Annotated in this window: 22 protein-coding genes; 15 read left to right on the top strand and 7 right to left on the bottom strand. The window is 41.0% G+C overall.

The window, feature by feature from the left end; translation table 11 throughout:
- The first annotated feature begins 202 nt into the window (after positions 1 to 202).
- From KVG29_RS11560 to KVG29_RS11550, 3 genes are read left to right on the top strand one after another with little or no spacing between them, the layout of a single operon-like run.
- Positions 203 to 1,585 carry a hypothetical protein gene (locus KVG29_RS11560; RefSeq protein ID WP_252228597.1) on the top strand — a complete coding sequence of 461 codons (1,383 nt, stop codon included), beginning with the start codon at positions 203 to 205 and terminating at the stop codon, positions 1,583 to 1,585.
- Complete coding sequence (locus tag KVG29_RS11555; RefSeq protein WP_252228596.1) at positions 1,586 to 2,032, top strand: HpcH/HpaI aldolase family protein; 447 nt, start codon at positions 1,586 to 1,588, stop codon at positions 2,030 to 2,032.
- 11 nt (positions 2,033 to 2,043) lie between these two features.
- Complete coding sequence (locus KVG29_RS11550; protein WP_252228595.1) at positions 2,044 to 2,340, top strand: aldolase/citrate lyase family protein; 297 nt, start codon at positions 2,044 to 2,046, stop codon at positions 2,338 to 2,340.
- Between the two features lie 92 nt (positions 2,341 to 2,432).
- Here the strand turns inward: KVG29_RS11550 and thpR are convergent, their stop codons facing one another.
- From thpR to KVG29_RS11535, 3 genes are all read right to left on the bottom strand, one after another.
- A complete protein-coding gene (thpR, locus tag KVG29_RS11545) occupies positions 2,433 to 2,987 on the bottom strand; it encodes an RNA 2',3'-cyclic phosphodiesterase (protein ID WP_092282149.1) in 555 nt (184 codons plus the stop codon).
- Between the two features lie 5 nt (positions 2,988 to 2,992).
- Positions 2,993 to 3,511: a nitroreductase family protein gene (locus KVG29_RS11540; protein ID WP_252228594.1), complete on the bottom strand. Its 519-nt coding sequence runs from the start codon at positions 3,509 to 3,511 to the stop codon at positions 2,993 to 2,995.
- A gap of 347 nt (positions 3,512 to 3,858) precedes the next feature.
- Positions 3,859 to 4,656 carry a CAP domain-containing protein gene (locus tag KVG29_RS11535; protein WP_252228593.1) on the bottom strand — a complete coding sequence of 266 codons (798 nt, stop codon included), beginning with the start codon at positions 4,654 to 4,656 and terminating at the stop codon, positions 3,859 to 3,861.
- Positions 4,657 to 5,039: 383 nt separating this feature from the next.
- On the opposite strand from KVG29_RS11535, the gene polA reads away from it, so the two are divergent.
- From polA to KVG29_RS11475, 12 genes are all read left to right on the top strand, one after another.
- Positions 5,040 to 7,631 (top strand): DNA polymerase I, encoded by a 2,592-nt coding sequence (gene polA, locus KVG29_RS11530; protein ID WP_252228592.1) that lies wholly within the window; start codon positions 5,040 to 5,042, stop codon positions 7,629 to 7,631.
- A 172-nt stretch (positions 7,632 to 7,803) separates the two neighbouring features.
- Positions 7,804 to 8,394 carry a dephospho-CoA kinase gene (coaE, locus tag KVG29_RS11525; RefSeq protein ID WP_252228591.1) on the top strand — a complete coding sequence of 197 codons (591 nt, stop codon included), beginning with the start codon at positions 7,804 to 7,806 and terminating at the stop codon, positions 8,392 to 8,394.
- Positions 8,379 to 8,954, top strand: coding sequence for a lytic transglycosylase domain-containing protein (locus KVG29_RS11520; RefSeq protein WP_252228590.1), 576 nt, complete (start codon positions 8,379 to 8,381; stop codon positions 8,952 to 8,954). Before coaE ends, KVG29_RS11520 begins: the two co-directional genes overlap by 16 nt.
- A gap of 20 nt (positions 8,955 to 8,974) precedes the next feature.
- Entirely contained in the window at positions 8,975 to 10,831 is a 1,857-nt protein-coding gene (locus KVG29_RS11515) for an ABC transporter substrate-binding protein (RefSeq protein ID WP_252228589.1), read from the top strand.
- A 112-nt stretch (positions 10,832 to 10,943) separates the two neighbouring features.
- Positions 10,944 to 11,411 (top strand): hypothetical protein, encoded by a 468-nt coding sequence (locus tag KVG29_RS11510; protein WP_252228588.1) that lies wholly within the window; start codon positions 10,944 to 10,946, stop codon positions 11,409 to 11,411.
- 158 nt (positions 11,412 to 11,569) lie between these two features.
- Complete coding sequence (gene galE, locus KVG29_RS11505) at positions 11,570 to 12,583, top strand: UDP-glucose 4-epimerase GalE (protein ID WP_252228587.1); 1,014 nt, start codon at positions 11,570 to 11,572, stop codon at positions 12,581 to 12,583.
- A gap of 99 nt (positions 12,584 to 12,682) precedes the next feature.
- Positions 12,683 to 13,138: a VanZ family protein gene (locus KVG29_RS11500; protein WP_252228586.1), complete on the top strand. Its 456-nt coding sequence runs from the start codon at positions 12,683 to 12,685 to the stop codon at positions 13,136 to 13,138.
- 134 nt (positions 13,139 to 13,272) lie between these two features.
- On the top strand, positions 13,273 to 15,036 hold the full coding sequence (locus KVG29_RS12535; protein ID WP_252228585.1) for a sensor histidine kinase: 1,764 nt from the start codon (positions 13,273 to 13,275) through the stop codon (positions 15,034 to 15,036).
- An 11-nt stretch (positions 15,037 to 15,047) separates the two neighbouring features.
- Positions 15,048 to 16,103 carry a response regulator transcription factor gene (locus KVG29_RS11490; RefSeq protein ID WP_252228584.1) on the top strand — a complete coding sequence of 352 codons (1,056 nt, stop codon included), beginning with the start codon at positions 15,048 to 15,050 and terminating at the stop codon, positions 16,101 to 16,103.
- 176 nt (positions 16,104 to 16,279) lie between these two features.
- Complete coding sequence (locus tag KVG29_RS11485) at positions 16,280 to 18,043, top strand: extracellular solute-binding protein (RefSeq protein WP_252228583.1); 1,764 nt, start codon at positions 16,280 to 16,282, stop codon at positions 18,041 to 18,043.
- A gap of 96 nt (positions 18,044 to 18,139) precedes the next feature.
- On the top strand, positions 18,140 to 19,036 hold the full coding sequence (locus KVG29_RS11480; protein ID WP_252228582.1) for an ABC transporter permease: 897 nt from the start codon (positions 18,140 to 18,142) through the stop codon (positions 19,034 to 19,036).
- A gap of 14 nt (positions 19,037 to 19,050) precedes the next feature.
- Positions 19,051 to 19,938, top strand: a complete 888-nt coding sequence (locus tag KVG29_RS11475) for a carbohydrate ABC transporter permease (protein WP_420840561.1) — start codon at positions 19,051 to 19,053, stop codon at positions 19,936 to 19,938.
- Between the two features lie 132 nt (positions 19,939 to 20,070).
- Here the strand turns inward: KVG29_RS11475 and KVG29_RS11470 are convergent, their stop codons facing one another.
- The 4 genes from KVG29_RS11470 to KVG29_RS11455 form a co-directional block, all read right to left on the bottom strand.
- A complete protein-coding gene (locus tag KVG29_RS11470) occupies positions 20,071 to 20,979 on the bottom strand; it encodes a carbohydrate ABC transporter permease (RefSeq protein ID WP_252228598.1) in 909 nt (302 codons plus the stop codon).
- A gap of 13 nt (positions 20,980 to 20,992) precedes the next feature.
- Entirely contained in the window at positions 20,993 to 21,901 is a 909-nt protein-coding gene (locus tag KVG29_RS11465) for an ABC transporter permease (protein WP_252228581.1), read from the bottom strand.
- A 59-nt stretch (positions 21,902 to 21,960) separates the two neighbouring features.
- Complete coding sequence (locus KVG29_RS11460) at positions 21,961 to 23,658, bottom strand: extracellular solute-binding protein (protein ID WP_252228580.1); 1,698 nt, start codon at positions 23,656 to 23,658, stop codon at positions 21,961 to 21,963.
- A gap of 625 nt (positions 23,659 to 24,283) precedes the next feature.
- Positions 24,284 to 25,618 carry an IS4 family transposase gene (locus KVG29_RS11455; RefSeq protein ID WP_420840562.1) on the bottom strand — a complete coding sequence of 445 codons (1,335 nt, stop codon included), beginning with the start codon at positions 25,616 to 25,618 and terminating at the stop codon, positions 24,284 to 24,286.
- Positions 25,619 to 26,500 lie beyond the last annotated feature (882 nt).

Genomic DNA, 26,500 nt, shown 5'->3' with positions numbered 1-26,500 from the left:
ACCTAACTACAAGGATAAAGGTTTTTGTGGGTGCCTGCAATGACCTTTGCAAATCTGGGGAATTTTAAGTTGCAAAAGTGGGGATTTTTACTTTGCAACTCTGTCCATTTTTATTTTACAACAAACAGGTGTTGACTGGAGGGATGTTAAGTATATAGTTTTTGATGCTATCAACCACGAGAATTATGTGATGGGGGTGACCTTGGAATTTTGGGCTAAGGAAAATCCTGGCGATCAGCCTAATTTGACTGTAATCCTTGGACTTTTTCCAAGACTTAAGACTAGACTATCATTCCCCCTTGAGGCTTTAAACTCTCAAAGGATGTTTCTGGATAGGACTCCTGGCAAGCTTAAAACCGTAGTGTTTGGTAACAAGGTAGCGATAGAAGAAGTAGACCGATTTGCCATTGGAACAATGAAATATTTCAAAGATCATAAGCTGGAAATATCCAACCTTCATCTTTCGGATGTTGAACCCGATTATCCTCTGCCTGATGTCAAGCTTGTGGATGAGCTGGGACAGCTTGATGATCGTGAGTGGCCTGGCAAAACGAAAAGTGTAGATGAGCTTAAAACATGGCTCAGAAAAGAAGCTGCGAAATCCGACGATATAGCATTATTTGATAATAGAAGCAAATATGGTGGATGGCTGGAGAAGAGATTTGACTCCACCGGGTACTTTAGAGCTGAGCATGATGGAAAACGGTGGTGGTTGGTTGATCCAGATGGATATGCATTTTTGAGCATAGGCCTTGACTGTATCAGTCCGGGGGTTCCGGGAAGGGTTGATGGCATCAAAAAGCTATATAATTGGTTACCCGATGAAGATGGTATATATAAAGAGGCTTGGAGCAAGGGAGATAGGGGCGAGTATTTTGATTTCGCGATAGCCAACCTAATCAGGGTGTTTGGTGAGGCATGGTGGGATGAATGGGCAAAAATTACTAGAAGAAGGCTTATTGAATGGGGATTTAACACCGTTGGCAATTGGTCATCGCTTAAGTTTATACGCTATGCCAAGTTGCCATATGTGTGGCCTTTAAGGGATTTCCCTGATACTACTAAAAAGGTTTTTAGAGATTTCCCCGACGTATTCAGCCAGGAATACAAGAATAATGCAGAGAAGTTTGCTGAGCAGCTCAAGGAATTTGAAGGGGATCCTTACATGATCGGATACTTTTTGAGGAATGAACCACAATGGGCTTTTATCCACGATTTGAATATTGCTGAAGAGCTGCTAGAGAATGAGGAGGATTTGGTCTCAAAGGAGGTTCTAATAAAATTCTTGTCAACACGGTATGACGGTGATATTGAAAAATTCAATCGGGCTTGGAATCTTGCATTGCACAGTTTTGGCGAACTTAGGAAAGGCGTTAAGCGTGCATCAAAGCTATCCAAAAAGGCGTCAGAGGACCTGAATGAGTTTTCAAGAATGATGATCAAGGCATATGTGGAGATTCCCAGCGTTGCTTGCAAGAGAGTAGATCCACATCATATGAATCTCGGTATGCGGTACGCTTATATTGCTAATGAGAACCTACTGGCAGGCTATGAAAATTTTGATGTGTTTTCTATTAATTGTTAAATGAAAGAACTGCTCAAAAGCTTCAAACAAAAACTTAACAATGGATATGTTATAGATCCATTTATGAAGACGGGAGATCCTGCTTTTGTTGAGGTGGCTGGGTATGCAGGCTTTGACTTTGCTATACTGGATACTGAACACGGTCCGGTGAGCATTGAAAGCATGCAAAATAACATTAGAGCGGCGCTGGTTTCAGGTATTGTGCCAATCATAAGGGTTCAGGATCACCAGGAGGTCAATATAGCCAAAGCACTGGACATCGGGGCACTGGGCGTTCAGGTGCCACAGATAACCAATGCTGAGGAAGCTGAAAAGGTGGTAAAAGCAGCCAGGTTTTATCCCAATGGAAGCCGGGGGGTGTGCCGGTTTGTCAGAGCGGCCCGTTATTCTGCAATGGACAGGTACGAATATTTTCGTTCAGCCGATGATAACTTATTCTGCAGTTAGAAGGGCAGGAAGTGCTTAAAAACATCGATGAGATCTTGGAAGTTGAAGGAGTGGATATGCTGTTTATAGGGCCGTATGACTTGTCTCAATCACTGGGGGTACCGGGTGACGTGAAAAATCCTAGGGTAATTGAGCAAATGGAATTTATCGTGAATAAGGCTAAAGGCAAGAATAAGATTATCGGGACGTTTATCGATAGCCTGGAGGGTCTCAAGCGATGGAAAAAAGCAGGAGTTCAATATCTATCGTATTCGGTGGATGTAGGAATCTTTTTGGAGGCGTGCAGAACGATAGTGGCAAAACGCTAACAACTATGGAATGAAAGTTAGAGAAATCAAAGAGTTAAAGGGGTGAGGGAAGCTGGCGCATTTGTTGTTGCAATAGCACCTGCTGGCTGGGATTAATCGGCCAACGGTTGTCTGTGGAGGGGGATGTACATAAGGCGGCCTTCTTCTCTTTTGCTTTCCATGAGGGATATTTTGTGCACCTCGATTATCTGTTGCTGGTGGTCTATTGCAACAGCGCTGGCAACTTTTGAGAAGGGCACTGCCAGGCGCACCTCCCTGCCCAGGGTAATATGGGGCGAATATCCCCTTGTGTCTTTAGCAATGCCTATGCTGCCCAGCGATGTTTCCAGCTGGTTAAACAGCAGGTTTAGCACATCCAGCTCTCCGCCCACTCCCATCCATATGATCATCTTATTTCCCCGAGGGAAGTTCCCAAGATTGTGTAGGCGAAGCTTAAAAGGCTTTATGCCATGGACCGATTGTGCCATCGCTGCAGTAATGCTGCCCAAAAAAGACGGCTGTACCTCTCCTATGAATTTGAGCGTTAGGTGGAAATTTTCCGGCCTTGAAAAGTTTCCATCGGTGCTGTAGCTCATTACCTGTTTCTGGATTTTATTTAGGTAATCCTTTATATGCTGTTCAAACTCAATGGCAATAAAAACTCTCATTGCTTTCACCACGTGTTTATATGTATTCTTTCGGGATTGTATCTGTCGGATGGACCTTTTTCCTCATCCGGTACGCCGATTGCCACGATAGCGAAGGGCACAATATGGTCAGGAATGTTGAATATCTTGCGGATCGCTTCCTCACGTTCCTTCCTTGGATGGACGCCCAACCATACTCCGCCCAACCCTAGCTGCGCTATGGCCAGCAGCATGTTCTGTGTGGCAGCTGCACAGTCCTGTACCCAGTAGCCTTCGTATCTTTGCGAAGACACGTCCCCTGCTACGATGATGCACTTGGGTGCTGTGTTGAGCATTGAAGAATAGGGGTGGTATTTGGTGATCTCCTTCATCTTTTGGCGGTCGTCTACTACTATGAAATGCCAGGGCTGCTGATTCCCTGCGGATGGAGCTGACATGGCCGCTCTCAGGATGATGTCTATGTCTTCCTGGCTTACATCCGTATCCTTGTACTTCCGGATGCTCCTTCTTTTAAAGAAGAAGTCTAGCACCTGTTGTCTATCCATATTACATTCCTCCCGCATCATTGATTTGGTTGTAGATGATCGCCTCAAAAATTATTATACCAAAATAATCCGCAAACTACCACCGTTCATTGTGCCCAATATGGAACTGGCCAGGATTTTTGCTAAGAGGGAATTGATAGAACCACTACATGCAGTTGTATGAAGGATAAACGGCTGATTGTGGAAGTAGCGATTTCATATAAAGGGTGTAGCCGATTTTCTGCTTTTTGACCTTAGCTATTTGCTATCTTCTCGTTCTTTTTGGGGGATGTGAAATCTTCTCGGACGAGGGAATAAAATATAAAAAAAGCGGTATCATGTAGATACCGCTTTTGTTGATTATCCGGTTATCTGCCGACAAACATTTGGACGAACACATAACCGTATCTCGGGCTCTTTTGAACCCCTATGCCTATATGCGTGAAGCTGGGGCTTAAGATGTTCTTCCTATGTCCTTCCGAATTCATGAGACCGTTGTGTGCCCCTTCCACAGAGGGATAGCCCGCCAGGTTTTCGCCTGCAGTCCTGTATTGTATGCCAAATTTCCTCATCATTTCAAACGGACTGCCGTAAGTTGGGGAAGTATGGCTGAAGTAATTGTTGTCAACCATATCCTTGGCCTTGATGTTGGCCACTCTCGCCAGGTCAGCATCCCATATAAGGGGTTTGAGGCCTGCTTTTGTTCGCTCGGCATTGACCAGCTCCAACATTCTTGACTGTTCATAGCTTAGCTGGTTTGAAGGCTCCTGCGGAACAGGCTGTTGAGGTTCAGGCTGCTGCGGAGCGGGTTGCTGTGGAGCAGGCTGCTGCGGTGCAGGCTGCTGTGGTGCAGGCTGCTGTTCCACAGGCCTTGTAAACCACTTAAGGATCGATCCGATTTCTCCGTTATCGGTCTTTATTATATACCAGTTGCCCTTCTGCCCCAGTACATTGACTACCTGGTTATTCCTCAAAACATCTATTATAGACGACTGTGTGTTGCTGTTTGCTCTTACATTCAGGTTGTTCGCCGTGACCATTACTTTGGCGGGGCATGCTTTTTCAGCTGCTGCCAGTACTGCTGTCTGTAGCGATGCTTGTCCTGCTGTGAGCAACAACCCTATTAGGAAGATACCCAATAAAATTGCGGAAATACGTCTCTTCATAACTATAACCTCCAATTTTTAATATATTTTATATATCTGTAATACATTTTAACATAATCGTAACATATTTGTCATTATAAAAATTATGGTAATTTTATTGGTGAAAGGCTAAAACTTTTCTTTTGTAGCGCTGTTCCTTTAATTATAAATTTTATGTAAATTATATATTGATCCGTCATATATAATACACGTTAAAAGACATCAATATTAAGCAATAGTCACTATGGTTGACAATAAAAGCAAAGCAATTCATAGGAAATATATGTTAATCAAAAAGGCTGATTGAATTTTGATGGTGGATATGATAAAGTCTAAATGTCAGGTAATACAAGCAATGAATGGCTGCTGGCTCGATAAATACCAAGTTTTAAGGAGAGATTTTCATGGGACGACCGAGAGTGATGATAATAGATGGAAATAGCCTGATGCACCGCGCATTTTATGCCCTACCGATGTTGACAAATAAAAAGGGCGTGCCTACCAATGCCGTATATGGCTTTACCAATATGCTTTTAAGGCTAATAGAGGATTATAAGCCTGACTATCTGGGGGTGGCATTTGACAAGAAGGGACCCACCTTCCGCCATGAGGCCTATACCGAGTACAAGGCCACAAGGCAAAAGACTCCTGAGGAGCTCATTCCCCAGTTTGACCTTCTCAAGAGGATGTTGCAGCTTATGGGAATAGCCATATATGAAGTCGAGGGCTATGAGGCAGATGATATTCTGGGGACTTTTGCGCGTTTGGCCAGGGAAAGGGGATGGGAGGCTTATCTGGTCACCGGCGACAGGGACGCCCTTCAGCTGGTTTCCCCCGAAGTGAGGGTTATTATGACAAAAAAGGGTATATCAGATGTACGGGTTTTTGATGTTGAAGGGATAAAGAACGAGTATGGCTTGACTCCTGCTCAAATCATAGATTTAAAGGCCTTGATGGGTGATAGTTCCGATAACATACCCGGTGTTCCAGGTATAGGCGAAAAGACGGCTCTTAAACTACTGCACCAATATCATACTGTTGAGCAGGTTTTGGATAATGTCGATAAGATAAGCGGTCAAAAGCTTAAGGAGGCGCTGGTCAAGTACCGGGAGCAGGCCATGCTGAGCAAAAGGTTGGCCACCATTATGCAGGATGCACCGGTGGATATAAAGCTGGAGGATTGCTGTTATGAGATACCGCACTCGAGAGAACTGCTGGAATTCCTGGAAGAGCTGGAGTTTCACAGCATAATTGAGAAGCTCGGTATACAGCCAGAGAGCAGGGTTTCGGTTAAAACGTCTGTTCGTGAAAAAAACGTGATAGAGGTTAATACGGGGGAAGAGTTGCGACAGCAGGTGGAAAATCTCACCAAGAGCATCAGGCTGGCCATATTGGTAACTGATGGTTGTGTAACCATTGCCGATAATCCAGGCAGGGTGTACAGGATAAAAGTAAAAAACGATTTGCTGTCTCAAGGGTTAAACCTGCAAGATATATTTATAGCGTTAAAACCCCTTTTAGAAAGGCAAGAGGTGCGGAAGATCGTACACGATGGCAAAAGGTTGATTTTGGAGGCCTACAGATATGGCATTCATGTGGAAGGGCTTGAATTCGATGTGTTCATAGCGGCTTATCTGTTGGACACAGCAAAAAATCGCTACGATTTGAGCCAGCTGCTTTATGAGTATGCTGACCTAGACGTCGATGATGCCGATGCGGCTGACCTATACTTGCTGGCGGACCATATGCGCGACAAGCTCAAGGAGACCGAGATGCTCTATCTCTACGAGGAGATTGAGCATCCGCTTATAAACGTGTTGGCCGATATGGAGATTACGGGGTTTAAAGTGGACAAAGACATGCTGGAGCAGCTGAGAGAGGAGTTTTCCGCCGAGCTATCAAGCCTTACCCGGGAAATATATGCCCTGGCCGGTGAAGAGTTCAACATAAATTCGCCAAGACAGCTGGGCAGTGTGCTGTTTGAAAAGTTGGGGCTACCGGTCATAAAAAAGAGCAAGACGGGGTATTCCACCGATATCGAGGTGCTGGAACAGCTGCGCCCGTATCATGAATTGGTGGAGAAAATCATCGAGTATCGCCAGGTGATGAAGCTTAAATCTACCTATATAGACGGGCTTTTGAGCGTCATCGACCCTAGGGATGGAAAGATCCATTCCAGCTTTAATCAAACGGTGACTGCTACCGGCAGGATCAGCAGCGCAGAGCCCAATTTGCAGAATATCCCTGTTAAGCTTGAGATGGGGCGTAGAATACGTAAAGTGTTTGTTGCCAGCGGAGAGGATTATGTCCTGGTGGACGCCGATTACTCGCAGATTGAGTTGCGGGTACTTGCGCATATGTCGGGAGATCCTACTTTTATCGACGCTTTTAAGAACAATCAGGATATACACCTGCGAACCGCTTCCGAGATATTTGGCGTGCCAATCGACAAGGTCACTCCCGAGCAGCGTAGCAGCGCAAAGGCGGTTAACTTTGGGATTGTGTACGGTATCAGCGATTACGGTCTAGCAAAGAGCTTGGGAATAAGCCGTAGGCAGGCCAGGGAGTATATAGACAGTTACTTTGCCCGCTATCCAAAGGTTAAAGAGTACATGGAGAGAATAGTGGAAATCGCCAAAAAGCAGGGCTACGTGACCACTCTGATGAACCGGCGTAGGTATTTACCCGAGCTCAAGTCCCGAAACTTCAATATTCGTTCGCAGGGTGAGCGGTTGGCCATGAATACGCCCATACAGGGCAGCGCGGCTGATATAATAAAAAAGGCCATGAATGACGTGTATGCTGAATTGAAGAGGCGAAACCTAAAGTCAAAGCTCATATTGCAGGTGCACGATGAATTGATCATAGACACCTATAAGCCCGAATTGGAGGAGGTAAAGGATTTGGTGGTGCGGTGCATGGAGAATGCCGTAAAGCTCTCGGTTCCGCTGGTAGTGGATGTAGGAGTGGGCAGGAGCTGGTATGACGCTAAATAGGATATAATAACTTGGTATGATATAGAAATTTGACATTGCTGCGGTTATGGCATGAGGAATTTTTATAAGGAATTTTTAAATAGTAATGATTTTGTTATGGTGTAACGAAATGATTGTGAAGGAATTAATCTAAGTTGATATGATATGACCATGATGAAAAGCGGGAGGGGCCATGAAGGTAATTGGACTAACCGGCGGGATAGCCTGTGGCAAGTCCACGGTATCCAGGATGCTTGCAGATTTGGGAGCTGCAGTCATAGATGCTGATATGGTTGCCAGGGAAATAATGAAAAAGGGAACGCCTGTGTGGCAGAGGATAAAGGAAACCTTTGGGGATGAGTATTTGCTGCCCGATGGTGAAATTGACAGAAAAAAATTGGGAGAGCTGGTGTTTGCCAACCCCGAAGCTTTAAAAAAACTTAACTCCATTACACATCCGGCAATTCAGCATCAGATGCTATCCGAAATAGATACGTTAAAGTCCAGGGGCGGCTATAAGGCCGTTGTGGTGGATGCTGCGCTGCTGATTGAGGCCGGATGGTGCGATATGGTGGATGAGGTATGGCTGGTTGTGGCCGACAGGGAGATTCAGATAGAAAGGCTTATGAAGCGGAACGGGCTGACGCGCCAGCAGGCCTTAAACCGGATAAACAGCCAGATGGATCAGGATATAAAGAGGCGGTATGCTGACAGAATAATAGATAATTCGCATGGCCTGGAGCATACCCGGAAGCAGGTGGAGCAGCTATGGGCAGAGCTTTGACCTTTAAATTTGTGCTCATCATCATACTGGCATTATTTATACTGTGCGTGGCGTTGGTGTACGGTTGGGTTCAGAGGAGGATGTATCCCTTAAAATACGAGGGCTTGATACTTCAGTATGCAAGTGAATATAGGCTGGATCCATATCTGGTGTGTGCAGTGATATGGGTTGAAAGCAAATTTAACGAGGCTGCAACGTCACACAAAGGGGCAAGAGGGCTCATGCAGGTCATTCCATCTACTGGACGGTGGGCGGCAGAAAAGCTGGGTATCGAAGGATACAGCGATGACAGCCTTTATGACCCAGCGGTGAATATACGGATAGGGTGCTGGTATCTTGATAGGCTTCGCAATCACTTCAAAGGGAATTTAGATTTGGCTCTTGCAGCGTATAATGGCGGCAGTGGCAATGTCGAGAGATGGCTACAAGATCCCAGGTACAGCAAAGACGGGAAAGGGTTGGATAATATCCCTTTTAAAGAGACACGGGATTTTGTGGCCAGGGTATGGAGCGCTTACGATAAATACAAACAGCTATATCGCATACATGATGTCTATTGATGAGAGGGATTGGGGAGCGTATGAAGAAAGGGTTTGCTTTGATATCGTTGGTCATCTATATATTGACTTTGACAGCATGTAAAATTGTAGAGGCACCTCATATTGTAGAACAGGACATTGAAATGGGTGAAACTGAGGAGGAAGAGGCTCAAACTCCTGAGCCCCAAAAGGGGGGCGAGTTGGTGGTGCCCATACCATCACCTGATACGCTTAATCCTTTGCTTACCAAATCCAGGGATATGATTAATTTTTTTGGTCTGATATTTGAAGGGCTGTTTGAATACGATGAGAATATGAAGCCTCAACCCTGCTTGGCTGAATCATGGGATGTGGAAGATGACGGAAAACTATGGCGTTTTCATTTGCGAAAAAATGTGGTGTTTCATGATGGGCGGCCGCTCACTGGGGATGATGTGGTGTTTACCTTTTTGGCATTGCAGGGAGGACGCCTTGGATCGTTTTATCAAAAGGGTATTGCCGGCAATGCAAGTATACAAAAGATTGAAACGGACCCCTTTGATCCCTATATGGTGAACGTGTATCTATCTCAACCTGTAAACAACATGCTGGATATTATGACCTTCCCCGTGCTTCCTAAATGGGTGTATCAATCCGATGAGTTCATGCTGCAGCACAGGCAGGACATGAGTTTCCTACCGGTAGGAACAGGGCCTTACAAGGTAGATGAGGGAGGAATTGAGCGGGAGGAGAGGGGGAATGGGCTTAGGCAAATCAGGTTAGTGAGAAACGAAAAATATTGGGGGAAACAGCCTTATATCGATGCCATACTGGCCCGGATTTATCATGATGAGATGCAGGTAAGGCAGGCCTTCCATGACCGAGAGATAGACTTGATGAATATTATGGCTACTGTAATTAATCCCTATCCGAGGGAAGAGGATGCGAAGGTTCACCGATATCTCACGCGCAATTACGAATTTTTGGCGTTTAACATGAGCCACCCGGTATTGAGCGATGTTAGCGTTAGGAAAGCCATTGCCTATGCTCTGGATAGAAAGGATATCATTTTCAAGGTATATTTGAACAACGCGGAAGCTGTAGATGTTCCCATTTCTTCCGATTCATGGCTTTACGATAGCAGTTACAGGATATATGATTACGACCCTGATAAGGCAATTGAACTGCTCGAGCAGGCGGGCTGGGTGCTTGGCAAGACAGATCAAACCGCCAGTAATGGGTCCAATGCTCAAAATGCACAGGAGCAGATTGAGGAAGGGCAGATGCTGGAAGAGGAGGCTGCCGAGAATGCACAGGAGCGGACCGCAGAAGGCCAATTGTTGCAAAATGAAGCTGCTGAAGACGGTTTGGCACAAAGTCAGCAGGAGGATAATTGGGTCAGGTACAAAATGATAGGGTCTCAAAAAGTTGAGCTTAGATTTTCTATTCTAACAAACGCTGAAAATATCTTGAGGAAGGATGCCTTGGAAATAATTGCTGAACAGCTAAAACGTGTGGGCATTGCAGTGGAGGTAGAAATCCTTCCTTGGGAGGAGCTGACCGAAAGGTTGAAAAGTGGCCGGTTTGAAGCGGTATTGACCGGCTATTATCTGGACATATTTCCGGAACTTGGGTTCATGTTTCATTCAGGGGAGATAGGGAATGGTCTCAATAATTTTATGAGATACCGCAATGAGGAACTTGACAAGTTGCTTGATGAGGCGGCTTTGACTTATGAAGATGCCAAGCTTGTTGAGCTTTACAGCCGCATACAAAAGCACCTGGTCGAGCAGCTACCTGTGGTCAGCCTGTATTTTCAGACCGCCTCGCTTGTAACCAGCAGTAGGGTTTACGGCGTCAAGGCCCTTGGGGAGCTCAATATATACAGAAACATCGAGGAGTGGTATTTGAGCAAGTAGTGGTGTTTTGCAGTAGCCATTTTAAAATTGCATTAATAGATGGCCGGAATGTTTTAAAAGGATATGTATTCAATTGGATTTTACTCTATTTTAGTAATAAAATTCCATCTTAGTGAAGATGAATTATCCGAAAAAATATGATAGAATATTTGTCGGTGATGGTAAAGAAAGAAATGAATTTTTATGCTGTCAGGCGGTCGGTAGAGTTTATAATTGTATAAATGAGGGAATTGGGGTGAAAGAAGTGTTGGTGTTTTTGACAGTGGTTATAACATTTTCTCTGGTGGTGGGTATTTTAGTATGTGCTCGTGGTATGAAAACCAGGAATGTTCTTTATAAGGGTGGTTTTTATTTCTTTCTTTTATCTTTTGTAGCTCATGTGTATAATCTTATCCTAAGGAGTTCAATGGGCAGTATTATCCAGCATATCAGGGATAAAGGAGAAGGAATTCAGAATATTAGCCTCTGGGTTATGAATCTAAATATACCCTCTTCATTGCTTACAGCTGCAGCATTGATTATTTTTATCGTGTATTTGTTAAAAGGGGTTATTGAAAACAAGGGAGAAGGTAAGGGTTAAAATTAGATGTTAACGATATTATAGTTTTTAGTTCTGAGGTAAAAATTCTATTTATGGCTAGAAAACATTGCAGCGCTTTGTTTTATGAATTTGGAATTTTGCTTTAATTTTGAGCTAAATATAGTTTGTATTACAAGTACAAGAGGAGGAGGGATACTATGTCCATACTCGTAACAGGTGGTGCAGGGTATATTGGAAGCCATACCTGCGTGGAGCTGCTAAACGCAGGTTATGACATCGTTGTTGTGGATAACTTCTCCAACAGCAAACCCGAAGCGTTGAGGCGTGTAAAGGAGATAACCGGCAAGGATTTCAAGGTATATGCCGTTGACCTTCTGGACAGAGACGGGCTTGACAAGGTGTTTTCGGAGAATGACATTCAAGCCGTCATACACTTTGCAGGGCTTAAGGCCGTTGGTGAGTCGGTGGCCATACCGCTTAAATACTATTACAACAACATCACAGGTACCATAATATTGTGTGAGGTCATGCAGCAGCATGGCGTTAAAAAAATAGTCTTCAGCTCCTCTGCCACTGTATACGGCAAGCCCGAAAGCGTCCCCATAAAGGAGGATTTTCCGCTTTGCCCCACCAATCCATATGGGCGTACCAAATATATGATAGAGGAGATTTTGAGGGATGTGTATGTTGCGGATAACGGGTGGGGTATTATTCTGCTGAGATATTTTAACCCGATAGGTGCTCATGAAAGCGGTAGGATAGGGGAGGACCCCAACGGCATACCCAACAACTTGATGCCCTATATAACCCAGGTGGCTGTAGGAAAGAGAGAAAAGCTGTATGTATTTGGTAACGATTATGACACTCATGATGGTACGGGCGTCAGGGATTACATCCATGTGGTTGATTTGGCTAAAGGGCACCTGAAGGCACTGGAGAAGGTGATGAAGGACAGCGGTGTGGATGTGTACAATCTGGGAACGGGCGTGGGGTACAGCGTGCTTGACGTGGTCAAGACTTTTGAAAGGGTTAACGGCGTAAAGATACCCTATGTCATTACCGGGAGAAGGCCGGGAGATGTAGACAAATGCTATGCTGATCCCACCAAGGCATACAAGGAACTGGGGTGGAAGGCAGAGAAAAATCTCGAGGACATGTGCAGGGATTCGTGGAACTGGCAGAAGAACAACCCCAACGGATATGAGAAATAAATCGGCCGTGTATTCAAACGATGCGGGTCCATGACACAGTTATGAAAATGGCAGTTACTTTTTCTGCAAAAAGCTGAGCGTGAAAATGTAATGTATGCGATGGGAAAGAAAAAAAAAATATCCACACTGGTGTCATGGATTCTTGTATTTGCCTGGATGGCGGTTATCTTCTTATTTTCGGCTCAACCTGCACATGAATCCGATGGCCTGAGCAAAAGTGTAACTCTATTTATCATTCAAGTGGTAAAAAGAGTTATGCCTTCAGCTGAGCTGACTTTCGATGTAGCAATGTTGAACCACTTAATTAGAAAAGTAGCCCATTTTGCAATCTATCTTGTACTGGGCGTTTTAACTGTAAACGCATTGAGCATAAGCGGCGTTCCGACATTTAAAGCCGTTGTATGGGCTTTGGTCATCTGTATTGTATACGCTGCTACCGATGAGATACACCAGATGTTTGTTACGGGCAGAGGTGCGCAGGTGAAAGACGTGTTGATTGATTCCGCAGGGGCAGTTGTGGGGGTTGGTGTTCACCGGAGCATCATAAGGGATTAACGAAATTGTTCACAAAGAAGTCATGAGAGCTGGTGCACTGAAATGGTGCACCAGTACTGGATTTTTGGGATTTTGAATTGGGGGAATAAGTAAATTAAAAACGGTTTTCATGGGATGGCTGAGGGGAGTGAGCGGTGATAAGCAAAATCATATTATTGTTTAAGAAAATTATAATGGGATTGGAGTCTGTAAGTGTATTGAAATTTAATTCCCTTAAACAAAGGTTAATTTTTTTATTGGGAATTAGCACCATAATAAGCCTAGTCTTTTCTGCAATAGTCTCATATAATTCAATTATTTCTATACAGCAGAACAAGATAAATACGGCTATATCGTCTACCTTGGAACGTCTCACGGATCAATTGGACAGGGATTATTACAGCATAATGCAGATTACCCAGCAGATGATGCCACAAGGGCATATAGGTAGTGATGTGGATGAATATTTTTTTACTACTCAGCCTTATAACAGATCCGTACTAACACGTAGAATATCTAAAAACATCGAGCTTATTACCTATCCATATCCTAATGTGGTCCTTGCTATGTATTATAATCCTCGATATGATGCTGTTTTGTTTTATAACCTTCCTCCGATTGAGAAATTTTCCTTGGAAGACCTACCAAAGTTAAAGCAACATTTAGAAATAACTTATCATACCTTTCATCCGTCTATATACAGATTTGGAGATCAGCAGGTTATCTCAGTGACACGCACTGCTTTATTTTCAAATGATGTCAGCATGGTAATTTATGTTGAAGCGAGAAGCGATATCGAAAAAAGTTTAGACGCGCTTTTTAATGCTCAACGTATGAGATATATATTTTTACAAATAGATGAAAATAAAGAGATAAAATATAGCAGTTCTCCGGATATTTTTAGTGTTGGTCAAAGATTTGATTTGGGTTCCCAAGAGTTAACAGGAAGGATTAATGGTTATATATGGAATCAAAGGAAGAGCCAACATGGTTTTACAAATATCATTTTGGTACCGGTAAGCAGCTACAACTGTGAACTTTATGCATGGAGTACCACCATGCTGATTATTACTTTTGTTATTCTGCTTATTGTTGCTTTGATCGGTATCATGCTTTATCAATTGATCTATAAGCCATTACATTTATTCGAGCGCGAGATGGAGGAAGTTGGCAAGGGTAATATGGCAATGATAAACTATCACATCGGTATAGAAGAGTTTGATCGAATGTTTGATAGGTTCAATACCATGAAAATGCAGATTCAAGATCTTATGCGCGATATAGAGAAGAAGGAGAAACAACGTCATGCTCTAGAAGTGGAAAAATTGTATTATCAAATTAATCCGCATTTTTTGATGAATGCGTTAAATTCTGTTCATTGGATGGCCGTTATAAACAAGCAGCACGATATAAGCAACTATATATCAAAACTCAATTACATTCTAAGCTACAGCTTAGGGAAGACGGATCAGGATACCACCCTTAGGACTGAAATAAAAATGCTTCAGACCTATCTGGATCTGCAAAAAATGCGCTATGACTTTGAAGCCTTTGTGAACGTGGTAGAAGGCGATTATCTTGATACCCATGTACCACGGCTTATATTACAGCCGTTGGCAGAAAACGCTATTTGCCATGGGCTTGATCAAAATGGTATACTAACTATAGATGTATCGCCAGATTATCAAAGCAATATGATTAAAGTGGTTATTCAAGACAACGGGAAAGGGTTGGATCCGCAAATCCTCGAATCTATTAGTTATCCAGGCCATTTGAATAATGGGGCGTTTGGTCAGGGTATAGGTTTACGATATGTTTATTTTATGCTTGAATCTTTTTATGGGGATCGCGCTTCAATGATTGTTGAGAGTAAGCCTCATGAGGGGACGACGGTCAAGCTCTTCTTACCATTCTGCTAAAGGAGGGCGAGATGGTGATTCGCGTATTGATAGTTGAAGACGATAAGCTAGCGCGTAAAGGGCTCATTTCAATGATGCCCTGGGATTCATATAACATGAAGGTTGTGGGCGACGTACCCAATGGCGCAAAAGCCCTGGAGTTTCTTGAAAACAATCCGGTGGACCTGATGTTTGTTGACCTTGCAATGCCTGTAATGTCGGGAATAGAATTGATGGAAAGAGTACGAAAACTGTATCCCAACGTTAATTTTGTTGTGTTGACATTTCACGAGAACTTTGAATACGTTCAAACGGCACTTCGCTTGGGTGCACTGGATTATATTTCTAAAGCAGAGCTCGAGTCTGAAGATTACGATCAGATTTTTCAGCGCATTGTACAGAAGATAGAAGAAAAAAGCAGGACGGGTGGATTGAATGCCGAACGCAGTTTTGAGACGAGTGTAAATGCCGAGGTGTGGGAAAAGATAAAACGCTATTGGTACCAGCTGTACTGGCTTTATGATGATGAAGTATTTGAGGAGTTGTGTTCAGAAATAGAAAAAAATAATGTTCCGGTGCGTTATGTAGAGCAGCTGTTTATAAAGCTTTTGGTGATGATTGAATTGGCTACCGGCATCAAGAATGAAACTATGCCGGATTTCAAAAATACTGAGAGTGCCCTCGAGTGGATGAGGAATTTCAGAGAGTCTTTGTATAACAAAGCTTCGCAATCCAAAGACCTGAGCAATATACCAGTGTGTATTATGAAAGCAAAAGCTTTTGTGAGAGAAAATATTGGCGAGAAAATTCGTCAGGAGGATGTGGCTTCCCACGTTAATATGAGCAGAAGCTATTTCTCACAGGCCTTTAAAAAAGTGGTGGGAATTACGTTTAATGATTATCTAAAAAAGGAGAGAGTCGCTGTAGCCAAGAAGCTTCTGCTTGAGTCAAGCCAATCATTGGCTAGCATAGCTCAGGCCGTAGGTTATGAGGATGTCAAGTATTTCACTTATGTATTTTATGAACAGGTTGGTATGTATCCGTCGGAATTTAGACAAAAATTTTCTTTGTGTAACGATAATTGTTAAATATCTTCATAACAAAAGTCCCCTTCCTGCAGTAAATCCGCATAGATGTATTATAAACATAGAACGGTACACCGTTTACTAGTATATTTTTCTTTAATATCATTAAAGGTGTAAATATCAAAATGCTCGAAGGCTTGCTAATTTTCGAGCACAAATGATTGGAAGGGGGAATTAACTTGATTAAAAAATTAATAGCGGTTGTGTTGGTTTGTATGCTGGCATTGGTGAGCGTAGCATGTTCCTCGGGGAGCAAAACTCCCAGTTCTGATGCCAATGAGAATACTTCATCTAATAATGAATCAGAAAGTACGCCATCAGAAAATGGCTCTTCGGAGGGTGAATCAAGTGGTGACCCGGCATTTATGAAATTTCCTAAACCGGTTGACGTGCATATTGGCATGAGCGTGTCGCCGGTTGATAAGACACTTCCTCCAGGTGACAGTGCACAGGATAATCAGTATACCCGTTATTTACGAGAAAACTTTAACATCAACGTTATTGTAGATTGGACTGCAGCAGAGGGTGAGAACTACAATCAAAAAGTCAGCCTAGCAATTGCTTCCGGCGATCTCCCTGATGGGTTGGTTGTAAATGATCGCACTTATATGGTGAGAGCTGCAAAATCAGGATTGCTTTATGATATTACGGATTTGTTTGAAAAATATGCTTCTAAGCAGGTAAAAGAAATTATGGCCAGTACTCAAGGCCGTGCTATGGAGAATGCCAGCTACAATGGTAGGATGGTTTCCCTCCCCAACATTACTGTTGATACTGATGGTATATATGTAATGATGATACGCAAAGATTGGCTGGATAAATTAAACCTTCCTGTACCAAAAACTCTAAGCGATATTGAGAAGACAGCAAAGGCGTTTATTGAAAATAAGATGGCAGGGGAGCATACCATCGGTATAGTAGGTCCCGACAAAAACGGTCGTCCTTACAGCACATTCCTGCGGTCTTCTAATAATAGATTCGGATTTGATCCTGTATTTCAGGCCATGGATGCTTACCCAGGATATTGGTTGGATGACGGTACAGGAAAAGTGGTATATGGCACCCTAACCGAGAACACAAAGAAGACATTGGAACTTCTTGCTAGGTGGTATAAGGAGGGTATTATTGACCCTGAACTAGGTACAAGGGATTCTTCGGCCGAAGTTGTTAACGCTAATCAGGCAGGTATTTTCTTTGGACCATGGTGGAGCATAGGATATGGTAATGGCGATTCGTTTAAGAATGACCCCAATGCTAACTGGCAGGCCTATCCGGTTTACAGCGATGACGGCAAGTGGAATGTACGCATGAAAACGGTTGGTACGATGTATACGTTGATCAGTAAAAAGGCAAGTGAAGATGTTGCTAAAGCAATAATAATTATGAACAACGTGCTTGTGCGGGATGAGGGTATTTTTGATACTTCTGTTGCGATTAGTTGGTATCCGTTGCGCAATGTTATGGCACCGGCAGATGAGTGTGAATATGAATACAAAGAGCTGTGGAAAATTTTAAGAGGAGAAGCTGATCCAGAGGATTACAATATACCCGGCAATCCGTATAAGCTGATGTACTCAGATGCTAAAGCTATAAAAAATGTTGTCAAACCGGCTGATCCAAATAGCGAAATGCTGAATGTACAGGATTTTGATCAGACTGATTTTGGTAAGTTCCAGCGCTTCTACTCGTTGCTAATAGGCAATCGCCCATATGCGACAATTACTCCTGATAAGAAGGTTTACAGCGTGACATACAACCAGACTGAGACCATGGAGAGGAAATGGGCTAATCTACAGAAGTTAGAAGATGAGGCTATTCTGAAGATTATCCTTGGGCAAGAACCTATTAGTAGCTTTGATGAATTTGTAGAGAAGTGGAAGGCACAAGGCGGAGACGAAATAACTGCCGAAGTACAGGCTGAGTATGATAAGAAAAATAAATGAATGTAATTGATTTAAGCGAGGTGCTGGTATTTTCAGCACCTCGCTTAATGAAAATTCTTTCACGGTTTAATTTTGAGATTTAAGGGGAAGTGGATTATGAAAGGCAAGAGGGGAAACGTTGAAAAACATTACTATTTAATGGTTTTACCAGGATTGGTCTGGCTGTTTTTGTTTAGCATCGTTCCAATGGTGGGCATTGTTATGGCTTTTCAGGACTATAATCCGGGGCTAGGGATTTTTGGTTCTGAATGGATTGGATTGGAAAATTTTAGGTATTTAATGCAATTAGATGATAGTAAGCAGGTAATTATAAATACCCTCATTATTTCAAGCGGTAAAATTGTATTGAATCTTCTTGTTCCACTTATATTCGCCTTATTGTTAAATGAAGTTACGCAATTGCAATATAAGAAACTTGTACAAACTATCGTTTACCTGCCACATTTTATATCATGGGTTATAATGGCCAGTATAGTTATAAATATATTTGGTTACAGGGGAGCCATAAACACCATTAGGAGTTGGTTTGGTTTAGAACCGCGTTTATTCATGGCTGATCCGTCTATTTTCCGTCAGCTGGTCATAGGGACTGATGTTTGGAAGAGCTTTGGTTTTAATGCTGTGATTTTTTTGGCTGCATTGACGTCTATTAACCCTAATTTGTATGAAGCCGCAACCATTGACGGCGCTAATCGTTGGCAGAAAACACGGTATGTTACGTTGCCGGAATTAAGACCTACCATTGTACTATTAGGGGTTCTGGGACTTGGTAATATTCTGAATGCAGGATTTGACCAGGTGTACAACTTATACAATCCTCTGGTGTATTCTACAGGAGATATTTTGGATACATGGATTTATAGATTAGGGCTCACTAATTTGCAGTTTTCTCTTGCAACTGCGGCGGGGTTATTTAAGTCAGTGGTAAGTTTTGTGTTGATTACTATCTCTTATGTGCTCGCGTATAAATTTGCCGATTACAAGATATTTTAGAGGGGGAATAGCTGTTGGTCAGGGATAGGACGTTTTGGTCTAGAGCTTTCGATGTCGCTAATATAGTAATACTTGGTTTGATAACTTTAAGTTGTTTGTATCCTCTTTGGTATACGTTTTGTTTATCTATTTCAAATAAGTCAGCGGCCAATGCGGGATTGGTGACGTTTTATCCTATTGGTTTTTCGCTTGTTTCCTATAAGGAGATCGTAAGTGATATTAAATTTTTTAACTCTTTTTGGATATCCATACAGCGTACCCTTTTAGGAACTGGTATTTCGCTTTTAGTGGGAATAATGATGGCTTATCCGCTTTCAAAATCAAAAGACGAGTTTAGATCCAGGGATATAATCATGTGGCTTCTCATCTTTTGTATGCTTTTTAATGGTGGATTGATCCCATGGTATATCACTGTTCGAAATTATGGCTTGCTAGATACTATATGGGCACTTGTACTGGCAGGAGGTCTGCCAATATTCAATACCATTCTTATTATGAATTTTTTTAGAAGTCTACCTAAGGATATTGAAGAGGCAGCGGTAATTGACGGTGCAGGGCCATGGCGTATACTGTTTGGAATAGTTGTTCCCTGCTCTATACCGGTTATTGCAACCATTACTTTGTTTGTAGGCGTTTATCACTGGAATGAATTCTTTCATGGACTGGTGTTGATGAGCGATGCCACCAAATATCCGTTGCAGACATATATTCAGCAGCTCGTGGTGAGCATTCCCACAAATACAAGCTTGACTCCGGATCAATATAAAAGGTTGTCAGAACTGTCAAATCAATCTTTGAATGCTGCAAAGGTGTTTATTGCAATGATACCCATGCTCATTGTTTATCCATTCCTGCAGAGGTATTTTGTTGCTGGAATTATGCTGGGAGCGATAAAGGAGTAAGAGCTATTTTTTAGGTTGTTTGTATGTGTTAGAGTGAAGGTTTTGCCAAACGAGAATAAAAACAGGGTTCCCATAAAGAATGAGAAGTTGGGAATCCTGTTTTTACTATTAAATTGCTTTGATGCAATTTTTTTATCCTTTTAGTGAACCTATCATAACACCTTTTACAAAGTATTTTTGTACAAAAGGATAGAGGAAAAGAATGGGCAGGGTGGCAACTATTATAGTACAATACTGCACAAGTAGTCGTGCGAAGTATACAATGTCAGCATTTGCTTGAACGCTTATGTCTACTAATCCTTCAAGGTTACTCATACTTTGCATATCGTTGGCTATAAGTATTTCTCTTAGTATTAATTGTAAAGGAAAAAGTTCCCTTTTTCTTAAGAATATCATTGCATTGAACCAGGCATTCCAGTGCCCAACTGCATAGAATAGGGTCATGACAGCTAATACAGCCTTTGACAAAGGTAGTATTATTCTAAACAAAATTATAAAGTCGTTTGCACCGTCAATCTTTGCGGATTCTTCTAAACTGTCCGGGATGCTGGCAAACGAAGTACGCATGACAAAAAGGTTATACGTAGATATGGCGCCTGGTATAATTAATGCCCATCTGGTGTTAACCATTCCTAGGCTTTTAACGAGTAGGTAGAACGGTATTAATCCACCACTGAATAACATAGTAATGGTTATCATAAATGCTATTGTGTTTTTCCATAGCACATTTTTTCTGGAAAGAACATATGCACCAAGTGACGTCATGAATAAATTTATAGCCGTACCAGCAGTAACATAAAATAACGTATTTAGATACCCCGTGGTTATACTTGGGTTTTTAAAGACGAGCTTGTATCCGTCAATGGTAAATCCGAGGGGCCTTAATAAAAGCCCTCGGTGTTTCATTAGCTCTATTGGTTGACTAAAGGAGGCAAATAATACGTATAGCAATGGGTATAGGCAGGCTATTGCCAGCATTACTAAAAAGATAGTGTTAATACAGTCAAATATTCTTTCGCCTGCTGTTTTCTTTATAACCATCACAGTGTACCTCCTACCATAAACTGGTTTCTGAAATTTTCCTGCTGAATTTATTTGCTGATGTTATCAATATTAAATTTATGACCGAATTGAAAAGTCCTACAGCGGCACTGAAGCTGTAGTCAAAATCTAATAATCCTCTTCTGTATACATAGCTGGAAATGACGTCAGCCGTTTCCATAGTAGCTGAATTGTAAAGCAAAATTATCTTTTCAAACCCTACACTCATTAATCCACCTAATCTCAGTATAAGTAGGATGACAATGGTAGGTACAATACCTGGTAAAGTAATATGCCATGTTTGCTTCCAACGACTAGCACCATCAATAGTAGCAGCCTCATATAATTGTGGATCGATATTTGTTATAGCAGCTAAATAAATTATACTGCCCCATCCGACTTCTTGCCATATGCCTGAACCTACGTATATAGGCCTGAACCATTCTGGGATCATAAGGAAGTTGGTTCTTTCTCCACCTAAAAATTCGATTATATCATTTATTACACCATCCGTACTGGTAAAATCTTTTATTATACCACAAACGACCACTAGAGAAATAAAGTGTGGAAGGTAAGATATGGTTTGAACCGTTCTTTTAAAATAGTTATTTTTAACTTCGTTTAATAATAAAGCTAAAATAATCGGGGCAGGAAATCCCCATACAAGGCTATAAATGCTTATGAGCAGAGTGTTTCTTATTAACCTCCAAAAATAAACGCCCTCAAAAAAGTCTTTAAAATGTTTTAACCCTACCCAAGGGCTTCTAATTATGCCAAGAGCCGGATTAAACTCCTTGAAAGCAATAATAGCGCCGTACATGGGCATGTAGTGAAATATGATATAGTAAGCAACTACAGGTAATGCCATTATATATATATACTTGTTCCTTATGATATCAGTTTTTATTTGGGCACGAGTCATATAGTAGTCTCCTCCTTAAATTATTGAGTTGAGTAAGAAAGAAGCAAAAAGCTTCTTTCTTACTCAACCTTTTCAAGCCTCTTGTTATATCGGTCAAGTGCGGCTTTATAAATTTCTATAACCCTGTCAATGTTCATGGATTTTATGTTGTTTACATATTCATCAAATTTGTCCAAAGGCTCTTGCCCCATGATGAATTTGAGCATCATCTCATTTCTATAGGCTTCTATATCACTCATGATTTTGGCGTATTCGGCGCCTTCTTCTGCTGTCAGAGTAATAGGAGGCAGTACATAGTCGGCCGGTTGGTTATTCCATGTAACACGATACTGTTCCAGGTCTTCCATCCATCTTCTGGGGTTACTCCTGAGATCGCTCTTTAAATAAGGTCCATTATGAAGTCTGAATACAGAATTGTACCTATCAAAATCCTGATAGTTGTTTTTGCTTATATATTCAACATATTTTGGTCTTCCCTTTTCATCTATGCCAGTATAGCTCTTTCCTTCCACACCGAAATTGAAGAGTTTGAAACCATCTTCGGTATAATGGTAGTCAAACCATTTGACAGCTATTTCGGGGTTTTTACACTTAGATGTTATAACACCGTAGTTGGCTCTACATATATTATTTTTATATCTCCAGTGTATTTCACTATTTTCGTCTTTCTTTGGATAAGGAGCTCCTGCAAATTCAATACCAACAGCTCTTGCTTTTAGCACCAATGCAGTTCCGTCCTGTAATTTTGCGCCTACTTTTCCTGACATTACAAGAGCATCTATGCTCTTGGCATCCCTGGTTGGGAAATCCCTGTCTATCAATCCTTCCTCATACCACTTGTTTACTAATTGCAAATACTCTTTAAATCCTGGTTCTATCGGACCATACTTTATTTCACCGTTTTTTATATAGAAACCTGGACCAATATCAAAAGCACTTACAAAAGCGCCTGTTGAAGGTTCCATACCTATTGCATTGTTCCATATCATGGGAACCTCAGCATTCATTTGTTCTTTGAAAGCTTTCAGTGCAGTATACCACTCATCTATGGTAGTGGGTATCTCCATACCTAGTTCATCCAGCCAATCTTTCCTTATAAAAGGACCACACCACGGATTCTCTTCTGTTGGTTCTAATGATGTTCCAGGAACATCACTGGTAATCATTCCGAACCCTAACAAATTGCCCTCATCTGAGTATACTTGTCTTTTTAGTTCTTTATTCGATTCTATGATTTTTTTAAAGTTGGGAGCATATTTGTCTACCAGCTCATTTAGCCTAATATAGATACCGTCGGCAATGGCTTTGTCTATACCGCCTTTGTATCTTTCGCCTTGTTCTATTATATCCGGTAGGTCGCCTGAAGAAATCATAAGATTGAAGTGCTCTGTCTCCTGACCCTCTGGAGGATGAATGAATTCAATTTTCACGTTTGTCAATTTTTCAAGCTCCTGATAAACTTCATTTTGACTTAAATCGGGTATGATTTCTTTGGCTGTTCCGCCGAAAGGCACCCAATAAGTAAAGGTTATGGGTTTATCCACAATAGGAAGTGCAAAAGTTCCTGCTTCAGTACTTTCACCTTCTTTAGATTCTCCATCAGTTGATTTTTGCTCCTGATTTTTTGTTAAATCTTCTTCTACTTTCGTAGTACCATTACTTGTTTTGTCAGACGATGTTCCTGCGCATCCGCTAAACAAGCCTGCTGTGAGGATTAAGATCAACAAGAAAGAAATCATTTTGATGGATTTTGTCATTTAAATTTCCCCCTCTCTGTAATTTGTTTAAGAAATTTAGGTTTTTGTAAAATCCTGAAATTCTTTATTTTCCGGGATTTTACTTATTATTTCAAGCAGGATCCCCTCCGCTTTTATCAAATTATATTTTTTATAAATTTGAACCATAAAAAGGAAGGGAATCATGCATGAAACTCAAACAACTTAACTTCTGAGATTACGTCGTCTAAAAATTTATGCTCCTTCAACTTCTGGATCAATTTGTTAATGTTAAGGAATTGATTTCCCTCTTTAACATTTTATTTATGTAAAAGCTTTGATTGCCGTTATAATAACTGCTTTACTTTTATATTTTTTATCTCGGTACTTCAAAAATCATTGTCTCTTCCTAGTTCTTCTACTTTACCTATTATATTCTCTCCTAATGTACAAAGAAAATAGTTTAGTGATGTCAAAATGATAAATTGCAAAATCATTAAGGGAAATTTGTTTATGGTTGGTGCCGCTTATCTTGTTGTTGTTTTTGCTTAATTATCCTATATGAAAGCGATATACCCCAAGATTAGTTCTATTAACTCAAACTTCGCAGTTAAATATTGACTGCTAGACCTTGAAAAATCAATAATTCAGCCAATTTATATACCTATTAAGATGCCTTTTTATACTCCATTTTCCTCTTATAGTACTCGGGAAGCTTTGCAATAAAAGCATCAATTAATTGATCAATTTGTTTACTTGAAAGAAATAAGATTTCTTCCAAAACATCACGAAGTAAGCTGAGTATAAGTTCCAACGTCTCCGCAAACTGTATATCAGCAACTTCATCGTAACATTCGAAAAATAGCTCCCCTAAAGCACGCGGATCCTCCTTTTGCAGTTTCTCCAATGCCAGTATCATATACCTCGTCATAACTATAGCGGTATGAGCAGTAATAACATCGTATGATAACCCTCGAAATTCTGAACCAAGCCTGAGATACGGTTTACAAACCTTGAAAAATACTTCAATGTCCCATCGCTTACCATAAAGCTGTATGATCTCTTCCTCAGATAATTCCATGTCAGTAGAAATCAATGCTATCCAATTTTTTCTGTTGTTTCGATCCCTAATATATACAATACGGGCATCAATCATTTCGTTATCCTGGTTATAAAGCTTAACACACACCGATAAAAGATACCTACTTCTCCCACGACGCTTTTTTGCTGAAGAATATATCTGAGATAACGTCCTTTTCTCCCCGTCTAACAAATACTTAACTTTCGGCGTCTTCTTGAGTCTTGCAACTACATTGAGCCCTATTTTAGCAATCTCTATGATAGTAGTGGGATAAGCAAACCAACAATCAAATAGTACATGCTTAGATGGAATTCCTATCTTTACAATCTGCCCAAGCATCTCAAGTAGAACCTTCGGAGCACTTGATATTGCTTGTTGTCTTGCTTTATAACCACAGGATCGTTTATCAATCTTCGGATTTATCTCGGTAAACCTGTTTTTCTTATCCTGTGAACTAAGATGTCTAAATAGCAATGGAATGAGTGTTACTCCATCAGTCCATGCAAGAGTCAACAGCCCAAACTCACTCTTAAATCTACTTCCTTTCCCTGTATGATCATGTACATTTGCCAACAGCTCCACTTTCGTGCTTCTCGGACGGCTGTAAAGAGTATCATCTACAACTATTGCGTTAACTCTACTACCCGAAGTTAGCCTTGAAATTTTGGCAATGATACGTACAGCAAGATTCAGCATAAATGTAGCCCAATTAATAAAAGGCGAATTCAGAAATCTATACACAACATCTTTCCCAAAGCCTGCATTGTGTGTTCCATTGAGTATGTTCATATACATACTTTTCTTCGTGTAAACAAGCTGCAGAAGATACATGAAAATATAGATTACAGGTATTCCCTTCGATTTATAAGCATTGGCTTTCTTAAGTATCTTGCCAACAGAATATTCTTTGCAAAAAGATATAATCGATGTAATTATGTTCTTTTCATCGTAAGTATCTTGTGTTAAAATATTTATCTAGACATCCTCTCTTTGGTAGTTTTGTGTTTTTTAACCATACAATTATACCATAAAAGAGAGGATGTTTCTATATTTTTATGCCAAAAAATGTTGACTTTTCAAGGTTCCAAGCCCATTTTTTATGTGAGAAGTCTGAGTCTATTAAGTCTATAGATTAAGGCCATAAACAGCTGTTTTATTGTCAAGCGATTTTAACTTTCTGCTTTAATTGATTTTGTTATGGGTTAATTTTCTTACATTTTCTGCATATTGCATTTATACATATCGGATATAAATTATAGCATTGTGGTTCTGTAATTGTTTAGCTTCAGTTTATTATATTTTTTATAAAAAAATTTCTAGATAACATCAACAATTTTCAATATTTGCTTAATCTTATATGTATCGACCATCTTGTCGAAATAATTACTGTTGTTGCTATGTATGTGCAATAAATATGTACTAACGTAATCTGTTATGACTGTTCATCAGTTTTTATATTTTTCAGCTCAGAAAATTTCCCTACTTTAGGAAAGCGTTTACCCTTCTTTTATTATAAACTAATCTGCTATATGTGTCAATATAAAATTTTGCGTCGGCAGCCATGAGGAGTAAATTTTTTAACAATACCATATAATAACATTTTGCCTTAATTTTCTATGTTAAATATTTCCAGTATATTTCTCTCTCTTTTACGCCAAAAAGACCGGCTAAGGTTTATCCTCAGCTTTTTATTAAATTTTAGAAATTTCTCTTCCCTTCACACCACCTCCTCTGCTATAATGTAAATACTACGTGAACCTTACTTGCATCGGTTTCGCTAAGCTGGTTATATCCTCGTAAGTT

The sequence above is a fragment of the Caldicoprobacter algeriensis genome (assembly GCF_023838525.1).
Classification (GTDB): domain Bacteria; phylum Bacillota; class Clostridia; order Caldicoprobacterales; family Caldicoprobacteraceae; genus Caldicoprobacter; species Caldicoprobacter algeriensis.
Note: the sequence above shows the minus strand (reverse complement) of the source record. Positions and strands in the feature narration are given on the sequence as shown.